This window comes from Salinispora fenicalii (assembly GCF_000514815.1).
GTDB classification, from domain to species: domain Bacteria; phylum Actinomycetota; class Actinomycetes; order Mycobacteriales; family Micromonosporaceae; genus Micromonospora; species Micromonospora fenicalii.
The window spans coordinates 320,589-340,281 of sequence record NZ_AZWQ01000008.1; the positions used below are offsets into that span (position 1 = coordinate 320,589).

At 67.6% G+C, this 19,693-nt stretch carries 17 protein-coding genes and 1 tRNA gene; 9 read left to right on the plus strand and 9 right to left on the minus strand.

All coding sequences use genetic code 11. From position 1 onward, the window contains the following. Window positions 1–7: 7 nt before the first annotated feature. From B116_RS0101475 to B116_RS0101500, 6 genes are all read right to left on the minus strand, one after another. Complete coding sequence (locus B116_RS0101475) at window positions 8–490, minus strand: type II toxin-antitoxin system RatA family toxin (protein ID WP_027658997.1); 483 nt, start codon at window positions 488–490, stop codon at window positions 8–10. Continuing rightward, the gene (locus B116_RS0101480; protein WP_018723210.1) at window positions 483–1,784 is read right to left on the minus strand and encodes an aspartate aminotransferase family protein; all 1,302 of its coding nucleotides are present in this window, start codon (window positions 1,782–1,784) and stop codon (window positions 483–485) included. Before B116_RS0101480 ends, B116_RS0101475 begins: the two co-directional genes overlap by 8 nt. Next, window positions 1,781–2,845, minus strand: a complete 1,065-nt coding sequence (locus B116_RS0101485) for an SDR family oxidoreductase (RefSeq protein ID WP_033667230.1) — start codon at window positions 2,843–2,845, stop codon at window positions 1,781–1,783. The genes B116_RS0101480 and B116_RS0101485 overlap by 4 nt, the downstream gene beginning before the upstream one ends. Window positions 2,846–2,950: 105 nt before the next feature. After that, window positions 2,951–4,078, minus strand: a complete 1,128-nt coding sequence (locus tag B116_RS0101490) for an acyl-CoA dehydrogenase family protein (protein WP_027658999.1) — start codon at window positions 4,076–4,078, stop codon at window positions 2,951–2,953. Window positions 4,079–4,634: 556 nt separating this feature from the next. After that, on the minus strand, window positions 4,635–5,420 hold the full coding sequence (locus B116_RS0101495; protein WP_223874489.1) for a response regulator transcription factor: 786 nt from the start codon (window positions 5,418–5,420) through the stop codon (window positions 4,635–4,637). A gap of 525 nt (window positions 5,421–5,945) precedes the next feature. Then, window positions 5,946–6,707, minus strand: a complete 762-nt coding sequence (locus B116_RS0101500; RefSeq protein ID WP_027659000.1) for a formylglycine-generating enzyme family protein — start codon at window positions 6,705–6,707, stop codon at window positions 5,946–5,948. Window positions 6,708–7,343: 636 nt separating this feature from the next. Between B116_RS0101500 and B116_RS0101505 the strand changes: the two genes are divergently transcribed. The 5 genes from B116_RS0101505 to B116_RS24620 all read left to right on the plus strand — a co-directional run bounded on the left by B116_RS0101505 (window position 7,344) and on the right by B116_RS24620 (window position 10,611). After that, complete coding sequence (locus B116_RS0101505) at window positions 7,344–8,963, plus strand: ABC-F family ATP-binding cassette domain-containing protein (protein ID WP_027659001.1); 1,620 nt, start codon at window positions 7,344–7,346, stop codon at window positions 8,961–8,963. A gap of 462 nt (window positions 8,964–9,425) precedes the next feature. After that, window positions 9,426–9,842, plus strand: coding sequence for a hypothetical protein (locus tag B116_RS27280; RefSeq protein ID WP_155255711.1), 417 nt, complete (start codon window positions 9,426–9,428; stop codon window positions 9,840–9,842). 3 nt (window positions 9,843–9,845) lie between these two features. Next, window positions 9,846–9,977 carry a hypothetical protein gene (locus tag B116_RS28575; RefSeq protein WP_263404851.1) on the plus strand — a complete coding sequence of 44 codons (132 nt, stop codon included), beginning with the start codon at window positions 9,846–9,848 and terminating at the stop codon, window positions 9,975–9,977. Between the two features lie 61 nt (window positions 9,978–10,038). After that, complete coding sequence (locus B116_RS27745) at window positions 10,039–10,347, plus strand: hypothetical protein (RefSeq protein WP_188115978.1); 309 nt, start codon at window positions 10,039–10,041, stop codon at window positions 10,345–10,347. A gap of 54 nt (window positions 10,348–10,401) precedes the next feature. Beyond that, window positions 10,402–10,611, plus strand: coding sequence for a hypothetical protein (locus tag B116_RS24620; RefSeq protein WP_263404852.1), 210 nt, complete (start codon window positions 10,402–10,404; stop codon window positions 10,609–10,611). Window positions 10,612–10,777: 166 nt separating this feature from the next. Here the strand turns inward: B116_RS24620 and B116_RS0101520 are convergent. Beyond that, window positions 10,778–10,852: transfer RNA gene (locus B116_RS0101520), tRNA-Lys, on the minus strand. Between the two features lie 287 nt (window positions 10,853–11,139). On the opposite strand from B116_RS0101520, the gene B116_RS0101525 reads away from it, so the two are divergent. After that, window positions 11,140–11,811: a restriction system modified-DNA reader domain-containing protein gene (locus B116_RS0101525; RefSeq protein ID WP_027659002.1), complete on the plus strand. Its 672-nt coding sequence runs from the start codon at window positions 11,140–11,142 to the stop codon at window positions 11,809–11,811. Between the two features lie 281 nt (window positions 11,812–12,092). After that, entirely contained in the window at window positions 12,093–13,328 is a 1,236-nt protein-coding gene (locus tag B116_RS0101530; RefSeq protein WP_033667233.1) for a DUF2786 domain-containing protein, read from the plus strand. Window positions 13,329–13,415: 87 nt separating this feature from the next. Here B116_RS0101530 and B116_RS0101535 read toward each other — a convergent pair whose 3' ends face one another. After that, window positions 13,416–14,567, minus strand: coding sequence for a MerR family transcriptional regulator (locus B116_RS0101535; RefSeq protein WP_027659004.1), 1,152 nt, complete (start codon window positions 14,565–14,567; stop codon window positions 13,416–13,418). A gap of 226 nt (window positions 14,568–14,793) precedes the next feature. On the opposite strand from B116_RS0101535, the gene B116_RS0101540 reads away from it, so the two are divergent. Then, on the plus strand, window positions 14,794–17,937 hold the full coding sequence (locus tag B116_RS0101540; protein WP_027659005.1) for an AfsR/SARP family transcriptional regulator: 3,144 nt from the start codon (window positions 14,794–14,796) through the stop codon (window positions 17,935–17,937). Here the strand turns inward: B116_RS0101540 and B116_RS0101545 are convergent. Continuing rightward, on the minus strand, window positions 17,904–18,671 hold the full coding sequence (locus tag B116_RS0101545; RefSeq protein WP_027659006.1) for a Calx-beta domain-containing protein: 768 nt from the start codon (window positions 18,669–18,671) through the stop codon (window positions 17,904–17,906). The two genes, B116_RS0101540 and B116_RS0101545, sit on opposite strands and share 34 nt — an antisense overlap. 253 nt (window positions 18,672–18,924) lie before the next feature. Here B116_RS0101545 and B116_RS0101550 point away from each other — a divergent pair, with 253 nt between their 5' ends. Next, window positions 18,925–19,395: a hypothetical protein gene (locus B116_RS0101550; RefSeq protein ID WP_027659007.1), complete on the plus strand. Its 471-nt coding sequence runs from the start codon at window positions 18,925–18,927 to the stop codon at window positions 19,393–19,395. Window positions 19,396–19,693 lie beyond the last annotated feature (298 nt).

A 19,693-nucleotide genomic window follows, 5' to 3' on the forward strand; every position in this document is an offset into this window, starting at 1 on the left:
CGACATCTCACCGTTCCGCCACTACGGCGAGCCGAGGTGCGGTGGGGTCGAGGAAGGCGATGTCGTCACCGAGCAGGCCGTGCAGGATCAGCTGAACATTCTCCACCAGCGCCTCACGGGCGATCGGGTCGATGATGGCAGCTAGGCTGGGCATGCCGAGGTCGAAGGTGCAGGCGAAACGCACGACCACGTCGCCTCTGTCCTGTCGCAAGGTCCAGGTGCCGTCGAAGCGGTGGAAGTCACCATCGGTTTGGGTGAACTCGATGGTGCGGGCCACATCATCGAAGGCGTCATGTTCGGTCCAGCAGAGCACTCCGTTTCGGAAGTTGACCGACCAGTGGCTCTGCACACGGTGCTCGTCGAGGGCGACGACCCTTACCTCACGGACCGCGTCGGTGTAGCGGGGGTAGGAAGTGAGGTCACGCAGCTTGGCGTAGACGTCGCCGCCGTCAGCGGCGGGAACGAGGGCGTCGACAATGACGTCAGGCATGGCGGGCGGCCCTTCCATTAGCGGGGATGTGGCGGGCGAGTTGCCGGGCAGCACCAATCAGGGCTTGGCCAAGCTCGTCGAGGTCGCGGTTGGTCATGACCGCCGGCGGAGTCAACCGCACGACACGGTGGGCGTTGAGGGAGTGATTGACGATGACGCCGGCCTCCAGCAGATACAACATCACCTGCCCGGCCAAAGCCTCGTCGGCCAGTTCAATGCCGAGCAGCAGCCCGCGGCCCCGGATATCGGTGACGACATCGCCGCGTAGACCGGCGAATGCGTCGTCGAGCATGGCCTGGATCCGCTGACCGAGCTCGGCGGCGCGGGCCACGAGCCCGTCGCGGGCGATCACCCGTACGGCGGCGCTTGCCGCAGCCATGGCCAACGGCGCCGCGGCGAAGGTAGAGGTGTGCAGGAACGGGTCGCTGTCGAACGGCGCATACGCCTCCGCGGTGGCCACCGCCGCCGCGACCGGGATAACCCCGCCGGACAGGGACTTGCCCACCAACAGCACATCCGGACGCAGTCCGTCCAGGTCGGCACCCCACCAACTGCCCAAGCGACCGAGACCGGTTTGCACTTCGTCGAGGACAAACATCGCGTCGTGGGCCCGGCACAACTGCTGCACCCGGGTGAGGTAGCCGGGCGGGGCAGCGATGACGCCTCCTTCGCCCTGCACCGGCTCGACTACCACGCACGCGCGGCTGGCATGCGCGGCCAGCACGTCGGCGAGGCTGTCCGCGTCGCCGTACGGGACGTGAATGGTGGCAAGCAGCGGCCGGAACGGATCCTGGAAGACCGGCTTGGCGGTCAGGGCGAGCGCACCGGTGGTCTTGCCGTGGTAGCCGCCGTGAGCCGATACCAGGATGTGTTTGCCGTGGGCTCGGGCAAGTTTGATCGCCGTTTCGGTCGCCTCTGCGCCGGAGGTGACGAAGTGCACGTAGTCCAGCCCGTCCGGTGTCACCCCGGCCAGGGTTGCCGCCGCCGTTGCTACGGTCGGTTCCAGCAGCATCCGGGTCGCCAGCGGGTGGCGGCGGATCTGTGTGACTACCGCCTCGGTCACGTCCGGGTGGGCGTGACCGAGCAGGAAGACGCCGTATCCACCGCAATCCAGGTACTGGCGGCCGGTCGAGTCCCACACATGGGCGCCGAACGACGCCACCTCGGTCACCGCACCGGTCATCGCCGCCAAACGGGCGCGCCCCCGACCGACATGTCGACGGTAGGTTTCCACCACTTTCGCCGGATCGATCGCCGGATCAGGAACCCCGTACATGCGGGTCGTGGTGCTCATACCGGCATCCGGACCGGAGCAAACGCGGGTGCACCGAGCTTCTTGGCCTGTGCCAGATAGAACAGCGACGCCCGATATGCGCCGGCAACTTGATCGGCCGTCAGGGGTGGGGTCCGCGCCGGAAACTGACCCAGCGTGCTGGGGAACACCGGGGCGTCGACGAACAGCGCAGTCATCGCGAGGAGATCATCGAAGCGGCGCCGCATCGCCGACGGCAAAGGATCAATGAACACCGGCCGGATCAGGCGGTCCACCATCTCCGGCGGCACCATCCGGGGGTGGTTCACCCCGATCCCCAACTCCGCCCCGGTCGCCACAGCGATGTCGACCAGGGTGTCGACCGTGGGTGCGGCCTGCCCAGCGGTGATCCACGCTTCCCCACCGGTCTGCCCGGCGGCGACCAGCTCGGCGATGGACCGGCCCACCACGTCGCGCGGAACAAAGTCCAGCCGCGTCGAGGCCGGCATCGGCAGCAACGGCAGGAGGTTACGCAGCAGTACCGTGGAGAACTCGTGGAGCCCCTGGAATCGGCTGATCACCCCGGTGTCGGAGTCACCGATCACCACCGACGGACGGATGATCACCGCGGGCAGGTCACTGTCACGCACCACCTGCTCAGCGGCGCGCTTGGAATCCAGATACTCCTCGGGACGGGCGGCGGCGTCCCCGCTGTCACGCCCCAACGACTGCCGGGTCAACTCGGCGCGGGCCACGAACGCCGTAGACACGTAGTACAAGGCCGCGCCCGCGTCCTGGGCAAACCTCGCCACCTGGCGCGTACCCGCCACGTTCACATCCTCGGTCATCTGGCGCCCGCCCGAGAAGCCGGTGTGCGCCGCGCAGTGGATCACCGCGTCGACTCGTCTCGCCAACGCCCGGTAGGCGGGTGGAGCCAGGCCGAGCCGGGCCGCGGTGACATCGCCGGTGACCGATTCGGTGGCCCCAGGACAGGTGTGGTGATGCACCAGCGCCACGACGCGCGCGGGCGACAGATGAGGGAGCAGGGCGGTGCCGATCACCCCGGACGCGCCGGTCAGCAGCACCGTTCGAACAGCCGTCATGAGCACAACCTTGAGTAGGTGGGGTGAGGAGACAGCGCCGACGGCGCTGCCGTGCACCGGCCGGAGGAGGGCCGGTGACAACATGAGGCGGGAACAGGTCCGGGTCTACGGCACCCGCAGCGGACCGCCGGTGAAGTAGTCCCGCATGGCGGCGGCCATCCGATGGCGTCCGGGCGGATGCAACGCCAGTGCTCGGCACGCCCCGGTGAGGTAGGCGACATCGCCAGAGGAAATGAACTCCATCCCGCCCAAGCCCTCGACCGCCAGGTCGAGGACCTGAGTAATGGCGTCCTGCACGGCGTAGCGGCACACCAGCGCGTCGGCAAGGTGCTGTTCGCCGATGTGCCCGACGGTGGCAGCGGCGGTGCCCTCCAGCAGCAGCGTCGCCGCCCGCACCGTATTGGCGACCTGTGCCGACACCCATGTGTCAGCGCGATCAGCCGCCAGCAACCGCTCCGCCAGTGTCGTGACCGCACCGAGATAGCTCGCCGACATCAACAGCTCAAACCACACGAATCCGACCGTCTGTAGCTGGTCCAACTGGTCCCCGTCAGCCAACTCGGTCCGTACGACCAGGTCCTGCGGAACCTCCACATTCGTGAGTACAACCTCATCGCTCTCCGCCCCCGCCAGCACCGGGGTGTTCCAGAACGGCTGTACTGACACCCCCGGCGTGGAGGCGGGCACGACCGCGACCGCGAGCCGTGCGTCACCGTCGTCGCCAGGCAAGTTGACCGATGCGGTCAACAGGTCCATCGACCGAGCCAAGCTGCACGGCTTCTTCGTCCCGTTGAGCACGACCACACCGTTGCGCTCCACCGCGCTCATCGTTGGGGCGAGGATCCCCTGGCCGGCCCGGCCCTCAGCAAACCCGGAGGCAACCAGAAGGTTGTCGCGTGCGATCGCGGCCAACAGCATCCACTCCATTCCAGTGGACGCGGCAGCGACCTCTACCAGCGATGCCACCGAGAAGTGATGCATGGTGGTCGCTACTGCCAGTGACGGAGAGCGCGCCCCAATCGCCCGCTGCACCCGGGTCGCGGTCAGTAGACTCGCCCCGCGTCCACCGTGGGCGGCCGGAACCAGTAACGCGGGCCCACTGGCATCTTTGAAGACCGTCAGACCCGGACCCCCAGGTTGCTCCCAGACCGCCAGCGGCGCCTCAGCCAGCCGCTTGTCCATGCCCGGAAACACCTCGTCCAGGACATCACGTGCCTTCTCGAGCAGCCGCACGGTTGAGCCTCCCCATCGGCAAATGTGTTCTGGGAGCGACCGTGGAGCCGGCCCGCTGATGTGGCCGGTCTCCCTCCCTAGGTCTTAAGTCACGCTAGGGCCCAATGCTGCAACGAGTATCAAGGTCAGCAGCAGGACTGCGGCAATGCTTACTAAACATCCGCCCGCCCCTACAGGCGTTGCTGCATCTGCCCTGTACATTCCCTGACCATAAATACGACGCAAAAGGCTCTGCGACACCAAGCGGGCATCCAATTCGTGCGGCTCTACACCAACTTGCCAGGGATATCAGCAACGCCGGGACCGTACAACTTCACTCCCCCGGCTCGGGGCGAGCCACCAGGTCGCATCCATCGGGGCCTATCGACCACCACCGGCTGGCTACACAGCGGCGCCAATGCGCCCGGCACACACCGACGATGCACCCTCCGTGCGAATAGCACCTCGACGTGGCTTTCCCATACGGACTGTCGACGAGGCACCGGCCGACCCATTGAGCAGGAGAAGGAGTGTCCCACCCGGGCACCTAAACTCGGCCAGCCAAGCGCCGAGAAAGTCATCCGTCGGCGACGGCCAATCGGTTTAGCTTGTCGTCCGGGGTCCGCACCCGAAAGCCGACCCCTCGTACAGACTCAATCCACCGCCGGTCGCCCAGCTTGGTACGCAATGAACCGACGTGCACATCCAGCGTCCGGGTGGAGCCGTGCCAGTTCTCGTCCCACACCCGCTCGATGAGCTCCTGCCGGCCAACCACCGCTCCTGGATCGGCCAGCAATGCCGCCAGCAGATCGAACTCCCGCCGCGTCAGCCGCACCTCACGATCGTGTAGCACCACACGACGTACCCGCAGATCCACCTGCAACGGACCATGGCGACGTTGCCCACCCCCGCCGTCACCCGGCACTACGGGCCGCGGTCGGGTCAGCTCACCGACCGCGCCCCGACGCACAACCGCTTCCATCCGCGCCAGCAGTTCCCGCATGCTGTATGGCTTGACCACATAGTCGTCGGCGCCGGCATCCAACAACAGCACCCGACTCAGCTCATCGTCACGACCCGTGACGACGATGATCGGAATCCACGTCTGCTGCCGAAGGCGACGGCAGACCTCCTGCCCATCCAGGTCTGGTAGACCCAGGTCGAGTAGTACGAACTCGACGTCCCTGGCTGCGGTCAACGCCTGTCGTCCACCCGTCACGTGATACACATCGTGACCGAAACGTCGCAACGCCTCGCCCATCGCCTCAGCAAGATGCCTGTCGTCCTCGACCACCAGCACCCGCACAGCAACTCCGCCATAGTCGATCTTGAGATCGCCGCAAACGGCGAACACACCTATCATCGGGATTTGGCGATATCATAGGCGACCCCCCTTGATCATTACAGTGCGATGTCCAATGGTGACGGACTGCCAGGGCCGTGAGGGGTGAGCGGTAGGCGGCTGGCACGCAGCCGTCACATCGGGGATGACCAGCAGTTCGAATTAGAGGTAGGCACCCGATCGGCGGTCGCCCATCACGGCGGACGGGGCCGAAATGGGTCCGGACGGTGGTCACACTACGCCGAACGGCGGATATGCATCCATCCCCTTGGCTGAGCGAAGCGGCTCCGTCGGCGACAGCTACGACAACGCCCCTCGGGCACAGGCAGATCAGTGTGTGCTGGTCGGCTGAAGCCCATCGGTGGTCTCGCACAAGGTCACCCGGCTGGAGTCCGGCCGTGTATCGGGCCGCGGCGGACGACATGGCAGCGGCTGTCCGGTACGGGCCGGAGCTGTGGGCACGGGATGACCGGCGACCTCGTGCTGTCCTTGCGGCTATCCGTCTCGTCCGGCAGCTCTGACCGCGGTCGCGCCGGTGCTGCTCGGCTAATCTTGGGGTGGCAGTGGTGCTACCGGGCGGACTGCGGTGAACACAGAGTGCTCGTGCCGGGAGGCGGCGAGCAGCAGTAGCCATTCCCCACAGCCCTGCCACGGGTAGCAGTCGGCGGCACCGCCGCGTACCGTCCGGGGACCGTCACCGGTGCGTGGGCGGGCATCCGCCGGGGCGCCCACAAAACCGGGAATCCACATATCGGCGCAGATTTCGTTCGCCGAGCCCAGGGCGGCCAGTCCGAACGCGTTTTCCGCGGCAGCTGTCCGCTGCCCATCGCCGAAGTCGTCGAGTAGTTGGTCCTCGCCGGGTCTTCCGTCGCCGCGGAAGGTCAAGGTGGTGGTGCCGGCTCGGGCTGCGTACTCCCACTCGGCCTCGCTGGGCAGCCGGAACGGCATCGCCTCGAGCAGGTCGTCCAGGTCACCCTCGAGCCGGGCGGTGCCGGAGTCCGCGTCGGCGTAGTCGTCCTCGTACTCGGGCAACCAGTGCCGGACCTGCGCGACGGTCAAGGGGTGCCGGGCGAGCAGAAACGGTTCGACCCGCACCTCGCGTGTCGGCTGGGCGTCCCCGGCACCGGCGATGAACGGCTCAAGAGCGTCCTCGGCTCCCCCACTGCGTTCGTCGATCGCGCGTACCGCCGCCAGTTCCGCCTCGGACAGACCCATGCGGAAAGTCCCGCCCGGCACCTCCCGAAAGACCACGCCGGATGGGATGTGCCGCCAGGCTGGCCGCTCGGTCACGATCTCCTCGGTCCACATGGGGCCGAACGCTAGCAGCCCGGGTGCCACCAACCGCAACGTCTGGTATGAGTACGAGCACTCGGTCGATACCCGGGTCCTGGGCACGACGCGTAGCGGCCGAGCGAGGCGAGAGCAAACAGGTTGTCGGGGCGTCAGGTTCATGTAACTATGGGTGGGTGATCTACTGACACGCACCCAGCCCGCTACCGCAGCCCCACTTGTTGGTGCCAGTTGAGCGCCGGCGGGCAGTTCCTCATCTTTCTATTTGGCGAACGGCGTCCGCGTGGCCAACCGCGCACGCCGTCAACCACGCCGGGTCGATCACGGACAACACCAATTGGGTACGACCGGCACGGCGGCTGGTCCCGGATCGGCTTGCTGGCCGGTCGCGACGTGCAGCGGCCGGCCGGGCAGCTCTCCACCGGCCACCGCCGACGGGTCGCCCTGGCGTTTCTGGTGGCCCGGCCGCCGGTGTCCTGTTGCTCGACCAACCCACCAACCAGCTGCCGCTGCGCCTAGTCCGGGACGCTGCACAGCCGCACCGGACGGCGTCGTGGTCGCCTCCCACGCCCGTTGGCGGCGCCCGTGGCCGGCAGGGTCCCGAACTTCGGCCTCTATCGACGGCCGTATCCGGGATTGATCACGAGGAGTCTCATGTCTACCCAACTCACACTGCACGCGGTGAGCAAGGCGTACGCCCACGGTCTGGTGCTGAACGCGGTGACCGGCACGGTCCGCGACGGAGAACGGGCCGCCGTGGTCGGTGAGAACGGCGCCGGAAAGTCCACCCTCCTGCGGCTGCTTGCCGGGCAGGAGCTTCCGGACGAGGGCGAGGTCGTGGCCACCGCCGACGGCGGGATCGGCTACCTCGGCCAGGTCCTCGAGCTACCGGACACGGCCACGGTCGGAGACGCAATCGACGCGGCGCTCTCCGACCTGCGCGACCTCCAGCGCCGGATCACCGAGGCGGAGCAGATGCTGGGCACCGGCGAGGCGGAGCTACTCAACACGTACGGAGAAATGTTGACCGCTTTTGAACTGCGCGACGGATATCGGGCCGACGCGCGGGTGCGGGCAGCGATGTCCACCCTGGGGATCGGCGAGCTGGCACCAGATCGCACGCTCGGCACACTCTCCGGTGGGCAACGGGCGCGGCTCGCGCTGGCCGGTGTGCTGTCGGCCGAACCGGAGCTGCTCCTACTCGACGAGCCCACCAACCACCTCGACGAGGCGGCGCTGGCCTGGCTGGAGGACCGGCTGCACCGGCACCGGGGAACGCTTGTGGTGGTAACCCACGACCGGCTGCTGCTACGGCGGGTGGCCACCACGATCCTGGAGGTCGACGGGGATCGGGCCGCCATCGTGCGCTACGGCAACGGTTACGCCGGCTACCTCGCCGAGAACCAGGCGGCACGGCGGCGGTGGGAGCAGGCCTACGCGGAGTGGACCGCCGAGATCAAGCACTGGACCGAGTGGGGCGCGACGACGGCGTACCAGGTGGCGCCGGGCCGCCCCATCAAGGACAACAACAAGTGCAAGTACCACAGCGACGGCCACCGAGTCCAGGCGTCGATCTCCACTCGGGTGCGCAACTCGGCCGAACGGCTCGACCGGTTGCACGCCGAGCCGGTGCCCCGGCCGCCGGACCCGTTGCGCCTGAACGCGCCGCTGGATGCGGCGGTCCGGGAGGGCACCGTGCTCTCAGCGCACCGCGTGCGGGTCGGGGGCCGACTGTGGGCGCCTGAGCTGACCGTCACCGCGGGTGAGCGGATGCTGGTATCCGGGCCGAACGGGGCTGGCAAGTCGACTCTGCTCGACGTGTTGGCCGGTGTGCTCCCCCCGGAAGAGGGGACTGTGGAGCGCCGGGGGCGTCTCGGATACCTGCCGCAGGAGAGCAGGATCGGCGCCCCGGCGCACAGCCTGCTATCGGCGTTTGCATCCGGCCGCCCAGGCACCCTTGAAGAGCACGGCGAGCAGCTGGAATCGCTGGGACTGTTCCGCACCGGCGACTTCGGTAAGCCGGTCAACGCGCTGTCCGTCGGGCAGCGGCGCCGCCTGGTGCTGGCCCGCCTGCTGGCCGGCGAGGCCGACCTGCTGCTACTCGACGAGCCCACCAACCACCTGTCGTTGGCGCTGGTCGAACAGTTGGAGCGGGCGCTGGCCGAGTACCCGGGCGCCGTGGTGGTGGTCTCGCACGACCGGATGTTCCGGAAGCACTGGACCGGCACCGAGGCGGCCCTAGAGGCCGGCCAACTGCTCGCGCCGGTGCGATGAGCTGGTCGAGGGGCCTACGGTTTCCGCCCGGTCGTTACATTTGGCAACGACTACCTGGACATGCTTGGGAAGCATCGCAACGGCGGAGATCTCGCCACTGAGAAGAAAGAAATTTTGAGGGCGACTTCGTCAAGAAACCTGAAAGGTTCAAAAGGCGAATCCAGGAAGCCGTGAACAGAGGGACACCAAAACGCAACTGGGGCACCAACCCAGATAGTTCGAAGCGCGATGGATGGGTATATGATTGGGATTTCGGCCAGCCCAACAAGGTTGACAGGCTCTCACCATGGGAGGTCAAAGAGTATGGCCTGACCGGAAATCAGACCACCACCACAATGATGCACGCCACCCTCAACGAGTATGGAAGTTTGCGGACAGCACACCCCCCTTCGTAAAATCGGCAGGAAATCTTCGATGAGTAGCGAAGGCAGTCAAGGCTAGATAAAGTACGTCGCGAGGGGCGTGGATCACGCCCCTCGCGACAAGCAAAAGAAACACAAGGGAAGCATGACAGACTTTAGCACCTCTGGCTGGATCGCTCTCTTTGGGAATCATCAAGCAAACGTCGAGGGATGGGACCTGGTGACGCGCACAGCCCTGGTCGTCGATCCCGAGCAGGGAATTCTACGACCCGTTACCGATTACCCAGACTTTCAGCGCTTGATTTATGCACATAAAGTAGTCAGCGCAATTCCGGCCACTCCTGGGTATCGAGTTCTTTGGCGCGACCCCCTTGCCGGCGTTGAGACGGAGGCAATCGTCGGCTGGCTGGTGACCGAACGCGGAGGCGCCGTACCTATAACGGCGGACGGCGCCCCAGCAGAGGAAGCCGAACTGATCCTCGAACCCGGCCAGGAGGTACCGCCACCCGATGCATGATGCATGAGGGCGACGGGCCGGCAGCGATCCGAGAGCCTGGTGGGACACAGCCCGCACGGTGATGGCCTCGTCGTCCTCATCAGTCCCGCAATCGCCGTCGCCGTCCACACCGGCGAGATCACCATCGCCCCCTAGGCCCCCGCTCGACTCTCCCCGAACGCCAGCAACTGGCGGCTCGGCAGCACCCTGCGCGTCTGTGACGGCGACTTGGACACCGCCGCCCCCACCGCGTTCACCGAACAGACCATCCCAGCCGGGGCTGCTCTATCTGACGGTCACCCACAAGCGGACCGGCTCGGAGACGTTCGCGCAGATACTCAACGGCGACCGCGCCATCGGAGCCCTCGACAGCTGGGTGCACGTCTCTGCACCCCTCGGCCACCAGGACCACGGGATCCGCTGGACCCTGGAGGTCCGCGTCGCCAAGCCGGTCCGCATCTACGCGGGCATGACCTTCGGCAAGCTCTTCACCCAGCCCGCCGGAGCGTGGATCGAACCGGACTGACTGACGGATCGATTCGAGCGGCTGACCCGTAGGGCTGGGCTACCGCCGATCCAGCTGCATGACCTTCGTCATGGGGCCGCAACGATCGCCCTTGCAGCCAGTGTCGACCGGAAGGTGGTGCAGGACACATTGGGCCGCTCGTCCATCGGGCCCACGTCGGACACCTACACCTCCGTCCTGCCGGAGGTGGCGGCGGAGGCCGCCGCGCGTCTGGTGCCCAGGCGGAACCGCTCCCGGCTCACCCGGGCCCAGAAATTCGACTAGCACCGATGGATACGCCACCTGAAGCGGTGGGAGCTCCCACCGCCCGATGGCACGGCAATACACTCCCGGGCTCACCTCGGGCTCACATCGGCCACACAAATCGACTCCCGCAGAAGAGGAAGATCGACGAAGCTCCAGAAGCCCCAGCTCAAGGGGACTTTCTTGGTGGTGGGCCGCCAGGGACTCGAACCCTGAACCTAAGGATTAAAAGTCCTCAGCTCTACCATTGAGCTAACGGCCCGCTGGGGCACCAGGCTACCCGATCGCCGGCTCCGCTCCGGGCCCGCCTGGGTGGTACGGGTGAACGCCGTAGCTCCGGGCGCGTTCCGACCGCAGGGCGGTTGACACCAGCGGCACCGTTGCACGGCGGTGGGGCCCACAGACAAGCCTCGGCACGGCGAGGCGCACCATGGGCTAGACAGCACATACCTGCAGGCCGCGACCCTGCCCCAGTCGCACATAGTTTGACGCGCTCCGCTACATCCGGAAGATGCGGTCAAGATACTCAGCCTACTGAGCAAGGACAACATGCGAGTCAATCGCATCGGTCGGCTGGCAACAACGCTATTCGTCGATCGCCAAGTCCAGGCCGAGCTGAGCAGCGTTTTCAACGACGTCGAACCACCAGCCGAGCTTGTCGCTCTACTCAACCAGCGCCTGCCCCGGCTGACCATTGACGAGATCCGGACAAGCCTGACCCGGGCCCACGCCAGGTTTGACTTTCCGGCACTAGCCGAACGCCGGGTTCCACTCTCCAGCGCAACGGGTAGCCCACCGTCGCGGCCCTCGGCCGTGCCGCCGCAAGCCGAGCGATCCGGGTCCGCCACCACTGGTCGTGCGACCAGACCGACAGTGACCTCGACGGAGCGACGGATCAAGGTGACCGACATGATCGCCGCCGGCCGGCTCCAACCGGGGGCCAAACTCAGCGGAACGTATCTCGACGTAACCCACCACGGTGAGTTGCTCGCCGACGGTCGAATCCAATGCAACGGGCACGTCTACCCCTCACCGTCAGCGGCTGGCCGAGCTGTCAAGTTGGCGGCCCGCGGGCCCAGGGCACAGGATTCGACGATTTCCACCGACGGGCTCGACTTCTGGCACACCACCGACGTACTCAGCGGCGACACGGTCAGCCTCAAGGAGATCCGACGCCGCATCGCCCTAGACTCCGCCAGCCGCGGATCAGCTGATGCATAAGATGTCCGCTCTCACCCCAGCCCATACGCGGCCGCAGCAGCAATCCGGAGTCCCGCGAGCAGCCTTGATTGCCTTCCGGTAGGTGCGGCGGGCCGCCCGTGGCCCCGCCCGTCCGGTTGGTAACGTCCGTTGCTCGATCTCGCGGACCCCGAAGGATACCGATGGGCAAGAACAGCCGTGAGCGCCACAAGGCCAAGCGGAAGGCCGCCGCGGCAGCTCAACGTCGGCGGGCCGCAGCGACTGGGCAGGACGACCCACTGGGTAGGTATGACGGGTCGAGCATGCCGACGCAGCGGCAACTCGCGGACCAGATCATCAACCAGGCGATGTTCGCCCGGCAGCACGACGATGCCGCCGAATTCGAGGACTGCCTCCGCCTACTGATCACCGGCCCTGGTGGCGCCGCCGGGCTCCAGGTCGTCAACCGGGCGCTGCTGACCTACCTGCTCCACGAGGTCGAGCAGGCCTGGCGGCGCGGGTGGCAGCCGGCCGAGCTGGTACGGGTGGCCCGCCGCGAACACGCCGCGCGACACGGACGGCTCATGATCGATGTAATCGCGGCGCAGATGCGCGGCTATGCTGCGGCGACCGTCGATCCGCGGTGGCAGTCGCAGCTAACTTCCCTCGACGCGAGGGTGTGGTGGGAGCACGACGACCACTATCCGACTGTGTGGGGCGAGCGGCAGGGCCTAGACCGAAGCGCGGTCATCGAAATCATGATCGACGTGTGTTACCTGCTCGCGACGCTACCGCCGATCGAGCAGGTCGGGCCGATGCCGGGCACCGCCCGGCCGGCCAGGACGGCACCGCCGGCCGACCTGGATCAGCGAATCCTCGACCGGGTTCGGGCCCTGCTGGCCAAGGCGGAGTCCACCGACTTCCCGGAGGAGGCGGAGGCGTTCACCGCCAAGGCCCAGGAACTGATGGCCCGGCACCGCATCGACCATGCCCTGCTCATCGCCGCAAGCGGTGAACGCGAGCAGCCGGCCACCCGCAGGGTGGGCATCGACAATCCGTACGAGGCACCGAAGACCCTGCTGTTGCAGGTGGTCGCCGAGGCCAACAGCTGCCGTGCGGTGTGGAGTAAGCGCTTCGGCTTCACCAGCGTCGTCGGCTTCCCGGCCGATCTGGAGTCCACCGAGCTGCTGTTCACCTCGCTGCTGGTGCAGGCTACGCGAGCGATGACCCAGGCCAAGCCCAGCACCGATCGGTACGGGCGCAACACGACCCGTTCGTTCCGACAGTCGTTCCTGACCGCGTACGCGTCGCGGATCGGCGAACGACTCGAGGCCGCGACCGGCGGGGTGGACCAGGAGATGGCCGAGTCGGCGCAGGCCGCCCAGTTCCTTCCGGTCCTCGCCGCCCGGGATGACGCCGTACGCGATGTCTTCAACCAACAGTTTCCCGAGTTGACCCAGCAGACAACGACCATCAACAACCGGGCCGGTTGGGCGTCCGGCCGGGCCGCGGCCGACCAGGCTTCGCTGCACGGGCGCGAGTCCGTCACACCCCGCTGATCAGCTACCACCGGACGGCTACCTTCTGGAGGGCCAGTCGCGGCTCGGGATCACGACGGCGGGGGTCGCGGCGGCGGCGAGATCAGCTCAGGTCCGCGCCGAGGTGCCGGCGCCGCCGTTGCCGTCGGCTACGAGCAGCCGGAGGCCGAGCTCGGCCGTGTCGAGGGCGACGAGGTCCCGGTTCCGCTCGGCCCACCGGCCGGACGACAGGTCTTCGTGGAGCGACCTGACTGCCCGCTGCTCTGCCTGCGCTCCCACTCTGGTCCAGACCGACACCGCCCGGCGTACGTGTTCGTCCAGGTACGCCTCGGGCCGGCGCCAGTAGGCTTCGAAAAAGCCGTCAGCGCAGTCCCATGGGACGAGCACCGGCTCCGCACGTCCGCCGATCGCACGGGTCAGGTCGGCGAGGGACGGCCAGCCCACGAGCAGATTCCCGAACTCGGGTAGGTAGTCGCGGGTGAGCCAGAACCGCTGAGCCCAGCCGGTGTCCTCAGCGTCGTAGGTGAACACCACCACCCGACGCGCGACCCGCCGCATCTCCCGCAGCCCGGCGACGGGGTCCCGCCAGTGATGCACGGTGCTGACCGCCATCGCGGCGTCGAAGGACTGGTCCTCGAACGGCAGACTCTCCGCGGCGGCGGCCACGCATGGTGCCGCACCCGCGGGACGCTGCGCGCGCATGACCGCCGACGGTTCCACCGCCGTGACCTCACGGTCGTGGGGTTCGTAGGAGCCCGTGCCCGCCCCAACATTCAGCACCGTACGGGCGTCTCCCAACGCATCCCAGATCCGGGTGGCGATCCGTGGCTCGGTGCGCCGCGTCGCTGGATAGGCGGACCCGATCGCGTCGTACAACTGCGCGCCGAACACTTTCAGCTGCTCCGCTGGTGTCGTCCTGATTCCCATTGCCCGTGCCTCCAGCTCCCGGTCGATGGCCGTCACCATGGCGGCGGCGTGGTCCCGCTGGTCCAGCAGCAACCCGCGCAGCCGACGCAGGTGCGCGACCGCGTCGGTGGTCGGATCGTTGACCAGGTCCGCGATCTCCCGCAGCCCGAAACCAAGCCGCCGGTACGCGAGCACCTCCCGCAGCCGCTCCACGTCACCCGCCGAGTAGGCCCGGTGCCCCGCCACGGTCCGGGTGGACGGCCGCAGGAGGCCGATCTCGTCGTAGTGATGCAGCGTGCGGACGGTTACGCCGGCCAGTTCGGCCGCTTGCCCCACAGTCAGGTGATCCGCCACGGCGTCGACTATGGGACATGCCGCTACGTGAGGGGCAAGCACAAGGTGCTGTGCCGCCCGCTGTGATCTGGACTGTCCGGTACCGGCGCTGGCCGCCCACCCCAACCGCTCCTTACCTATCCTTTGGATCGAGGGTTGGTCTCGAAGCCAGAGATCATTCGCGGTATCGATGCCAGCTCGTCGGAAGCCGCAACGGCCGGGGCTGCCCTAGCGGGAGAGGTCGATGATGTCGGGTGTTGAGGTCAATATTCTCGGCGGCGTCGAAGTGATCGGACCGCGCGGCCGGACCGAGTTGGTGGGACGACGGCACCGTGCCTTGGCGGCTGCCCTGGCCCTGCGGCCCGGCGCGGTGCTGCCGCTGTGGCGGCTCGTCGAGGCGCTGTGGGGGGAGCGTCCACCGCGCACCGCTGTCCGGTCGCTGCACAGCCACGTGGCGCGGCTGCGTCTCGCGCTCGACGTGAGCGGGTTGGGCGGAGTGCTGCAGACCCGGGAGCCGGGCTATCTGCTCGCCACCGATGCGACGGTGGTGGACGCTTGCCGCTTCGAACAGCAAACGAGGGCGGCCCGGGACGGCCTGGCCGCCGGAATGGCCAGTTGGGCTGCCGACACCTTGGAACAGGCGTTGGCTCTGTGGCGCGGTGACGCACTCGCCGACGCGGAGCCGATCGGATGGACGGCAGCCGAGGCAGCGCGCTTGGAGGACCTGCGGTTGGCCGCGCGGATGGACCGCTGCGAGGTACTGACCTGCCTCGGCAGATCGGATGAGGCGCTCGGCGAGGTAGAGCGGTTGTTGGCAGCAGACCCGACCCGCGAACGGCTGGTGGGCCTGCGCATGCTCGCCCTGGCGGGATCCGGGCGGCCAACCGAGGCGCTGAACGTCTACCAACGGCTACGCGTTCGGCTCGCCGATGAGCTCGGGGTAGATCCGTCGCCCGAACTGGCAGATCTGCACACCGCGCTGCTCCGTGGCGCCGCGCCTGGTGAGCTGCGGGCACCGGGTACGGTTCTCGGCCGGAACTCCGTCGCGGCGACAGGCCGGAACTCGGTAGCGGCGACGCTGCCCCGACCGGCGCAGCTGCCGGCACCGGTGGGGTACTTCACCGGCCGCCTCGCCGAGCTGGGTGAGCTGAGCAGTGTCATCGAAATAGGCCACGACGATGTCCGGCCCGTGGTGCTGATCAGCGGCCAGGGCGGGATCGGCAAGACGTCGCTCGCGGTGCAGTGGGCCGCCAGCGTCACTGACCGGTTTCCGGACGGTCAGCTCTTCGTCAATCTCCATGGCCACAGCCGGGCCGATGCGCTTGCCCCGGCGGAGGTGGTGGCAGTCCTGCTGCGGTGCCTCGGGGTACCGGATGATCGGCTTCCTACCGGGCTGGCCGAGCGAGTCGCCCTGTATCGCACGATCCTCGCCGACCAGCGCATGCTGGTCGTGCTCGACGACGTCGGTTCCACCGAGCAGGTGTTGCCGGTGATCCCCGGCAGCGCCGCGAGCCTGCTCGTGGTGACGAGCCGTAATAGCCTCGTCGCTCTGGTGACGCACACCCGGGTACACACCATCCTCCCTGACCTGTTCAGCCGGGACGAGGCGACCGATCTGATGGCGAAGATGCTCGGCGCCGAGCGGGTAGGCCGAGAGTGCGATGCGGTGGCCGGACTCGCCGACCTGTGCGGTCGGCTTCCGCTGGCGTTACGGATCGCGGCGGCAAAGCTCGCGCTGCGCCCGGCTCAGCCCATCGAGGTGCTCGTCGAGGAGTTGTCTGGCGGCGACCGGTTGGCCCACCTCTCCATCGAGAACGGCAGCCGCGACGTCAGTGTGGTGTTCGCCAGTGCGTACCAATCGCTGTCGGTACCCGCGATGCGGCTGTTCCGGCTGCTCGGCCTGCATCCCGGGCCGCACCTCGGCGCAGCACTGGCTGCCGCGCTCTGCGGCCTGCCCGCCGACGTGCAGCAACATGCGTTGGCCGAGCTCGTCGCGGCGCACCTGGTTGCCGAGCCACGGCCCGGTCGATACCAGTTCCACGACCTGGTCCGGCTCTTCGCGCGGCGGTGCGCGCTGGCCGACGAGACCGCGAGTACGCGTGCCGAGGTGGCCGAGAAGTTGCTCGACTGGTATCTCGTCGGTGCCGCAACGGCCACCCAGGTACTCGACAGCAACCTCGACCGTGTAGCCGCGACGCTGCGTCACCCGGCTCCGGAGCTCCCCTTTTCCGCCACTCGCGAGCACGCGATCGCGTTTCTCGACTCTGAACGCGACAATCTACTGCCGATCGTGCGGTACGCGGCGGAGCACGACCAGCCCGCTGCGGCATGCCAGCTGACCTACCTACTGACCAGCTACTTCGACGTGCACGGCGACTGGTCCGAGCGGGTGGTGATGTGCCAGCACGCGGTCCGGGCCGCCCGTCGGCTCGGCGATCCGGTCCTCGAAGCCGAGATGCATCGGGCGCTCGGCGTGGCCTACCGCACGACACATCAGCTCAGCCAGGCGCTCGACAGCCACCACCACGCGTTGGCGCTGTTGCGGTCGCTCGGGGACAACCGCGGATTGGCGTACGTCCACAACAACATCGGCGGGGCGTTCGTAGAGATGCGTCGTTTCACCGCCGCGATCGAGGCGTACCAGACCGCACTGCGGCTGCACCGCCACTGTGGGAACCGGGCCGGCGCGGCGACCGCCCAGCGCAACCTCGGCTACGTCCACGTCCGGATGGGCTGTGCCGATCTCAGCTTCGCCCCGCTGAACGCGGCGTTGGCCACCAGCCGATCCATCGGTCTCTACCGGCTCGAGGCGAGCACGTTGAACAGCCTCGGTGAGGCGCACCTGCAGCAGCTGCGACACGGTCGGGCGCTCGACTGCTTCCACGAAGCCTTCGCCGTGAGCCGCAAAGCCGGCGATCGCCGCTACCAGATGGTCGCGCTGGGCGACCTCGGACGCACCTACCTGGCCCACGGCGACCCCGCGTCCGCGGTGGAGCACTTCGAGCGGGCACTGACGATGAGTCGGAGCCTGGGTCATCGACACATCGAGGCACGCACCCTCAACCAGCTCGGCGAAGCGCATCTGCGCCTGGCGAACCTTGACGCGGCCCGCCGCTGCCTGACGGCAAGCGCCAGCCTTCGGCGGGCCGTGCCCGACCTGTACGAGCAGGCACACGTGCTCCGCAACCTCGGCGACCTCGCGGAGCTGACCGGCAGCCGAGGTGCCGCAGAACGCCACTGGTCAACGGCTGTTCGCCTCTACCACGAGGCGAGCGCGACCGATGAGGCGGAGCAGCTCGCCGGCAAGCTGACCGACGAAACCGACCTGGGTGCCGTCCCCGTTTCCCCGCGATCTCGTCAGTCGTCGTCGACGATGCCCATGGCCACCTGATCCTGGGTGATCTTCCCGTTCGAGGGTGCGTAGAGGTGAACGTAGAAGTGCTCGTCGCCCTCCACCTCCCGGTCGTCCCGGACTGGGATGCTGAGCTCCGCTGTTGATGCCCCGGCCGGTACGGTGAGTTGCCCGTTGGAGATCCCGGTGTAGTCCGATTCGGCCGTCGCAGTACCATTCTGGGTGGCGAAATGGATGGTCAGGTCGACCGGCGCTGGCTCCGATATGGTCACGCTCAGCCGGCAGCCCACACATGATTCCAGGCAATGTGGCTTTCCAAGGGGCGTGATCGTGACGTCGTCGTTGCGGATCGTGCCCAGCCCGACCGGGTCGACAATTCCCAGCCCGACCGGGTCGAACAGCTCTAGCGTGAACACCTCGTCCGGCTCGATTCCGTAGTCGCTCACAATGTCCACGACGACGGTGTGGTTGGTGGTTTCCCCCGGCAGCCAGGACAACTCACCGGATACCGGCGTGTAGTCGAGTCCGGGTTCGGCCATCGGCATCCCACCGCCGGGGGCAGCCCCCGTCGCGAACTGGACTGTTCCCCCCGCGCAGCCGGCCGACGTCACCGTGAACGTGATCTCCGCCGGGAAGAACCCGCCCTCGAACTGAGTGGCGTCGCTTACGCCGATGCTGCGCGGCGCACAGATGTCGTCCGCCGCAGCCGGACCGACCGAAATTGCGGCCACCGCCAGGACCAGTGTTGCGCCGACCGCAACTAGCCGTGCCATGCCCTTCAAAGGGTCCACCTCCTTGGCGCCCGATCGGCGCCGGTCGAACGGGTGTCCTCCAGGATTAGCCCCTACCTGTTGTGGCGCGGTTGTGGTGCCGTCCCGCTTCCGCGGCACGCCACCGAGGGACCGGGCAGGCCACCCCCACAACAGCGCCACAACCGCCGCGCAACAGCGGTGCCGTTGGTTGGACGCATCGAGAGTCAGGCCCGGCACGACACGGTTCCCGAACCGTGCCAGGAAAGGAGAACTCATGCTCAGGCGACAAACGAAGGTGCGTGCGATCACCGCGATGCTGGGGCTTGTCGGTGCCACATTCGCGTCACTGGCGGTGTCCCCCAGTGCCGCACAGGCACGGTGCAACGGCGTCGGCAACAGCATTACCAGCACCTTGAACATCGGCTCAGCCGCCGCCGTCGTCGAGACCCCGATCGCCGGCACCTGCAATGACAACAACTACTACCAAGGCGGCTTCAAGAGCAACTATGCCGGCTGGCGGGCATCCGTCTGGTTCGAGCGAAACGGGTGGCAGAGCCGCTTCGGCCCATACGGTACGGCCGATCAGTATTATTCCTATACCGACACCAGCACCCCAATTCCAGGATCCACCGCCATGCACTTCTGCCTGGACAACGGAGTGACCTGGTACTGCGGCTGGGGAAATGACTACACCATCGCCGGCGGTGTCACACACACCTTCACCGGAATCAATCACGGCTTCTGATCCCGCCCTGACCCCCGCGACGCCGATGACCGGCGTCCCGGGGGTCGGCGTGCGTCCGGACGCTCCTGAGCCCCTGGCGGGATCACAGCCATCGGCGTACGCCGATGGCGGCCGTAGCTGAGGGCGACGTGGGGGCTGACTCGCAGTGGCCACTTTGGGTAGGGTCTGCGCGAGTAGCCGTGGTCGGTGAGCTGGGGGCGTGCGTTGGAGTCGGTGGCGTCAGCGTTCGGTCGGGCGGTGGCGGCGCACCGGGATGCCGTCTCTCACATTGAGGCTGCTCGGGCTAGGTTGCGCGACC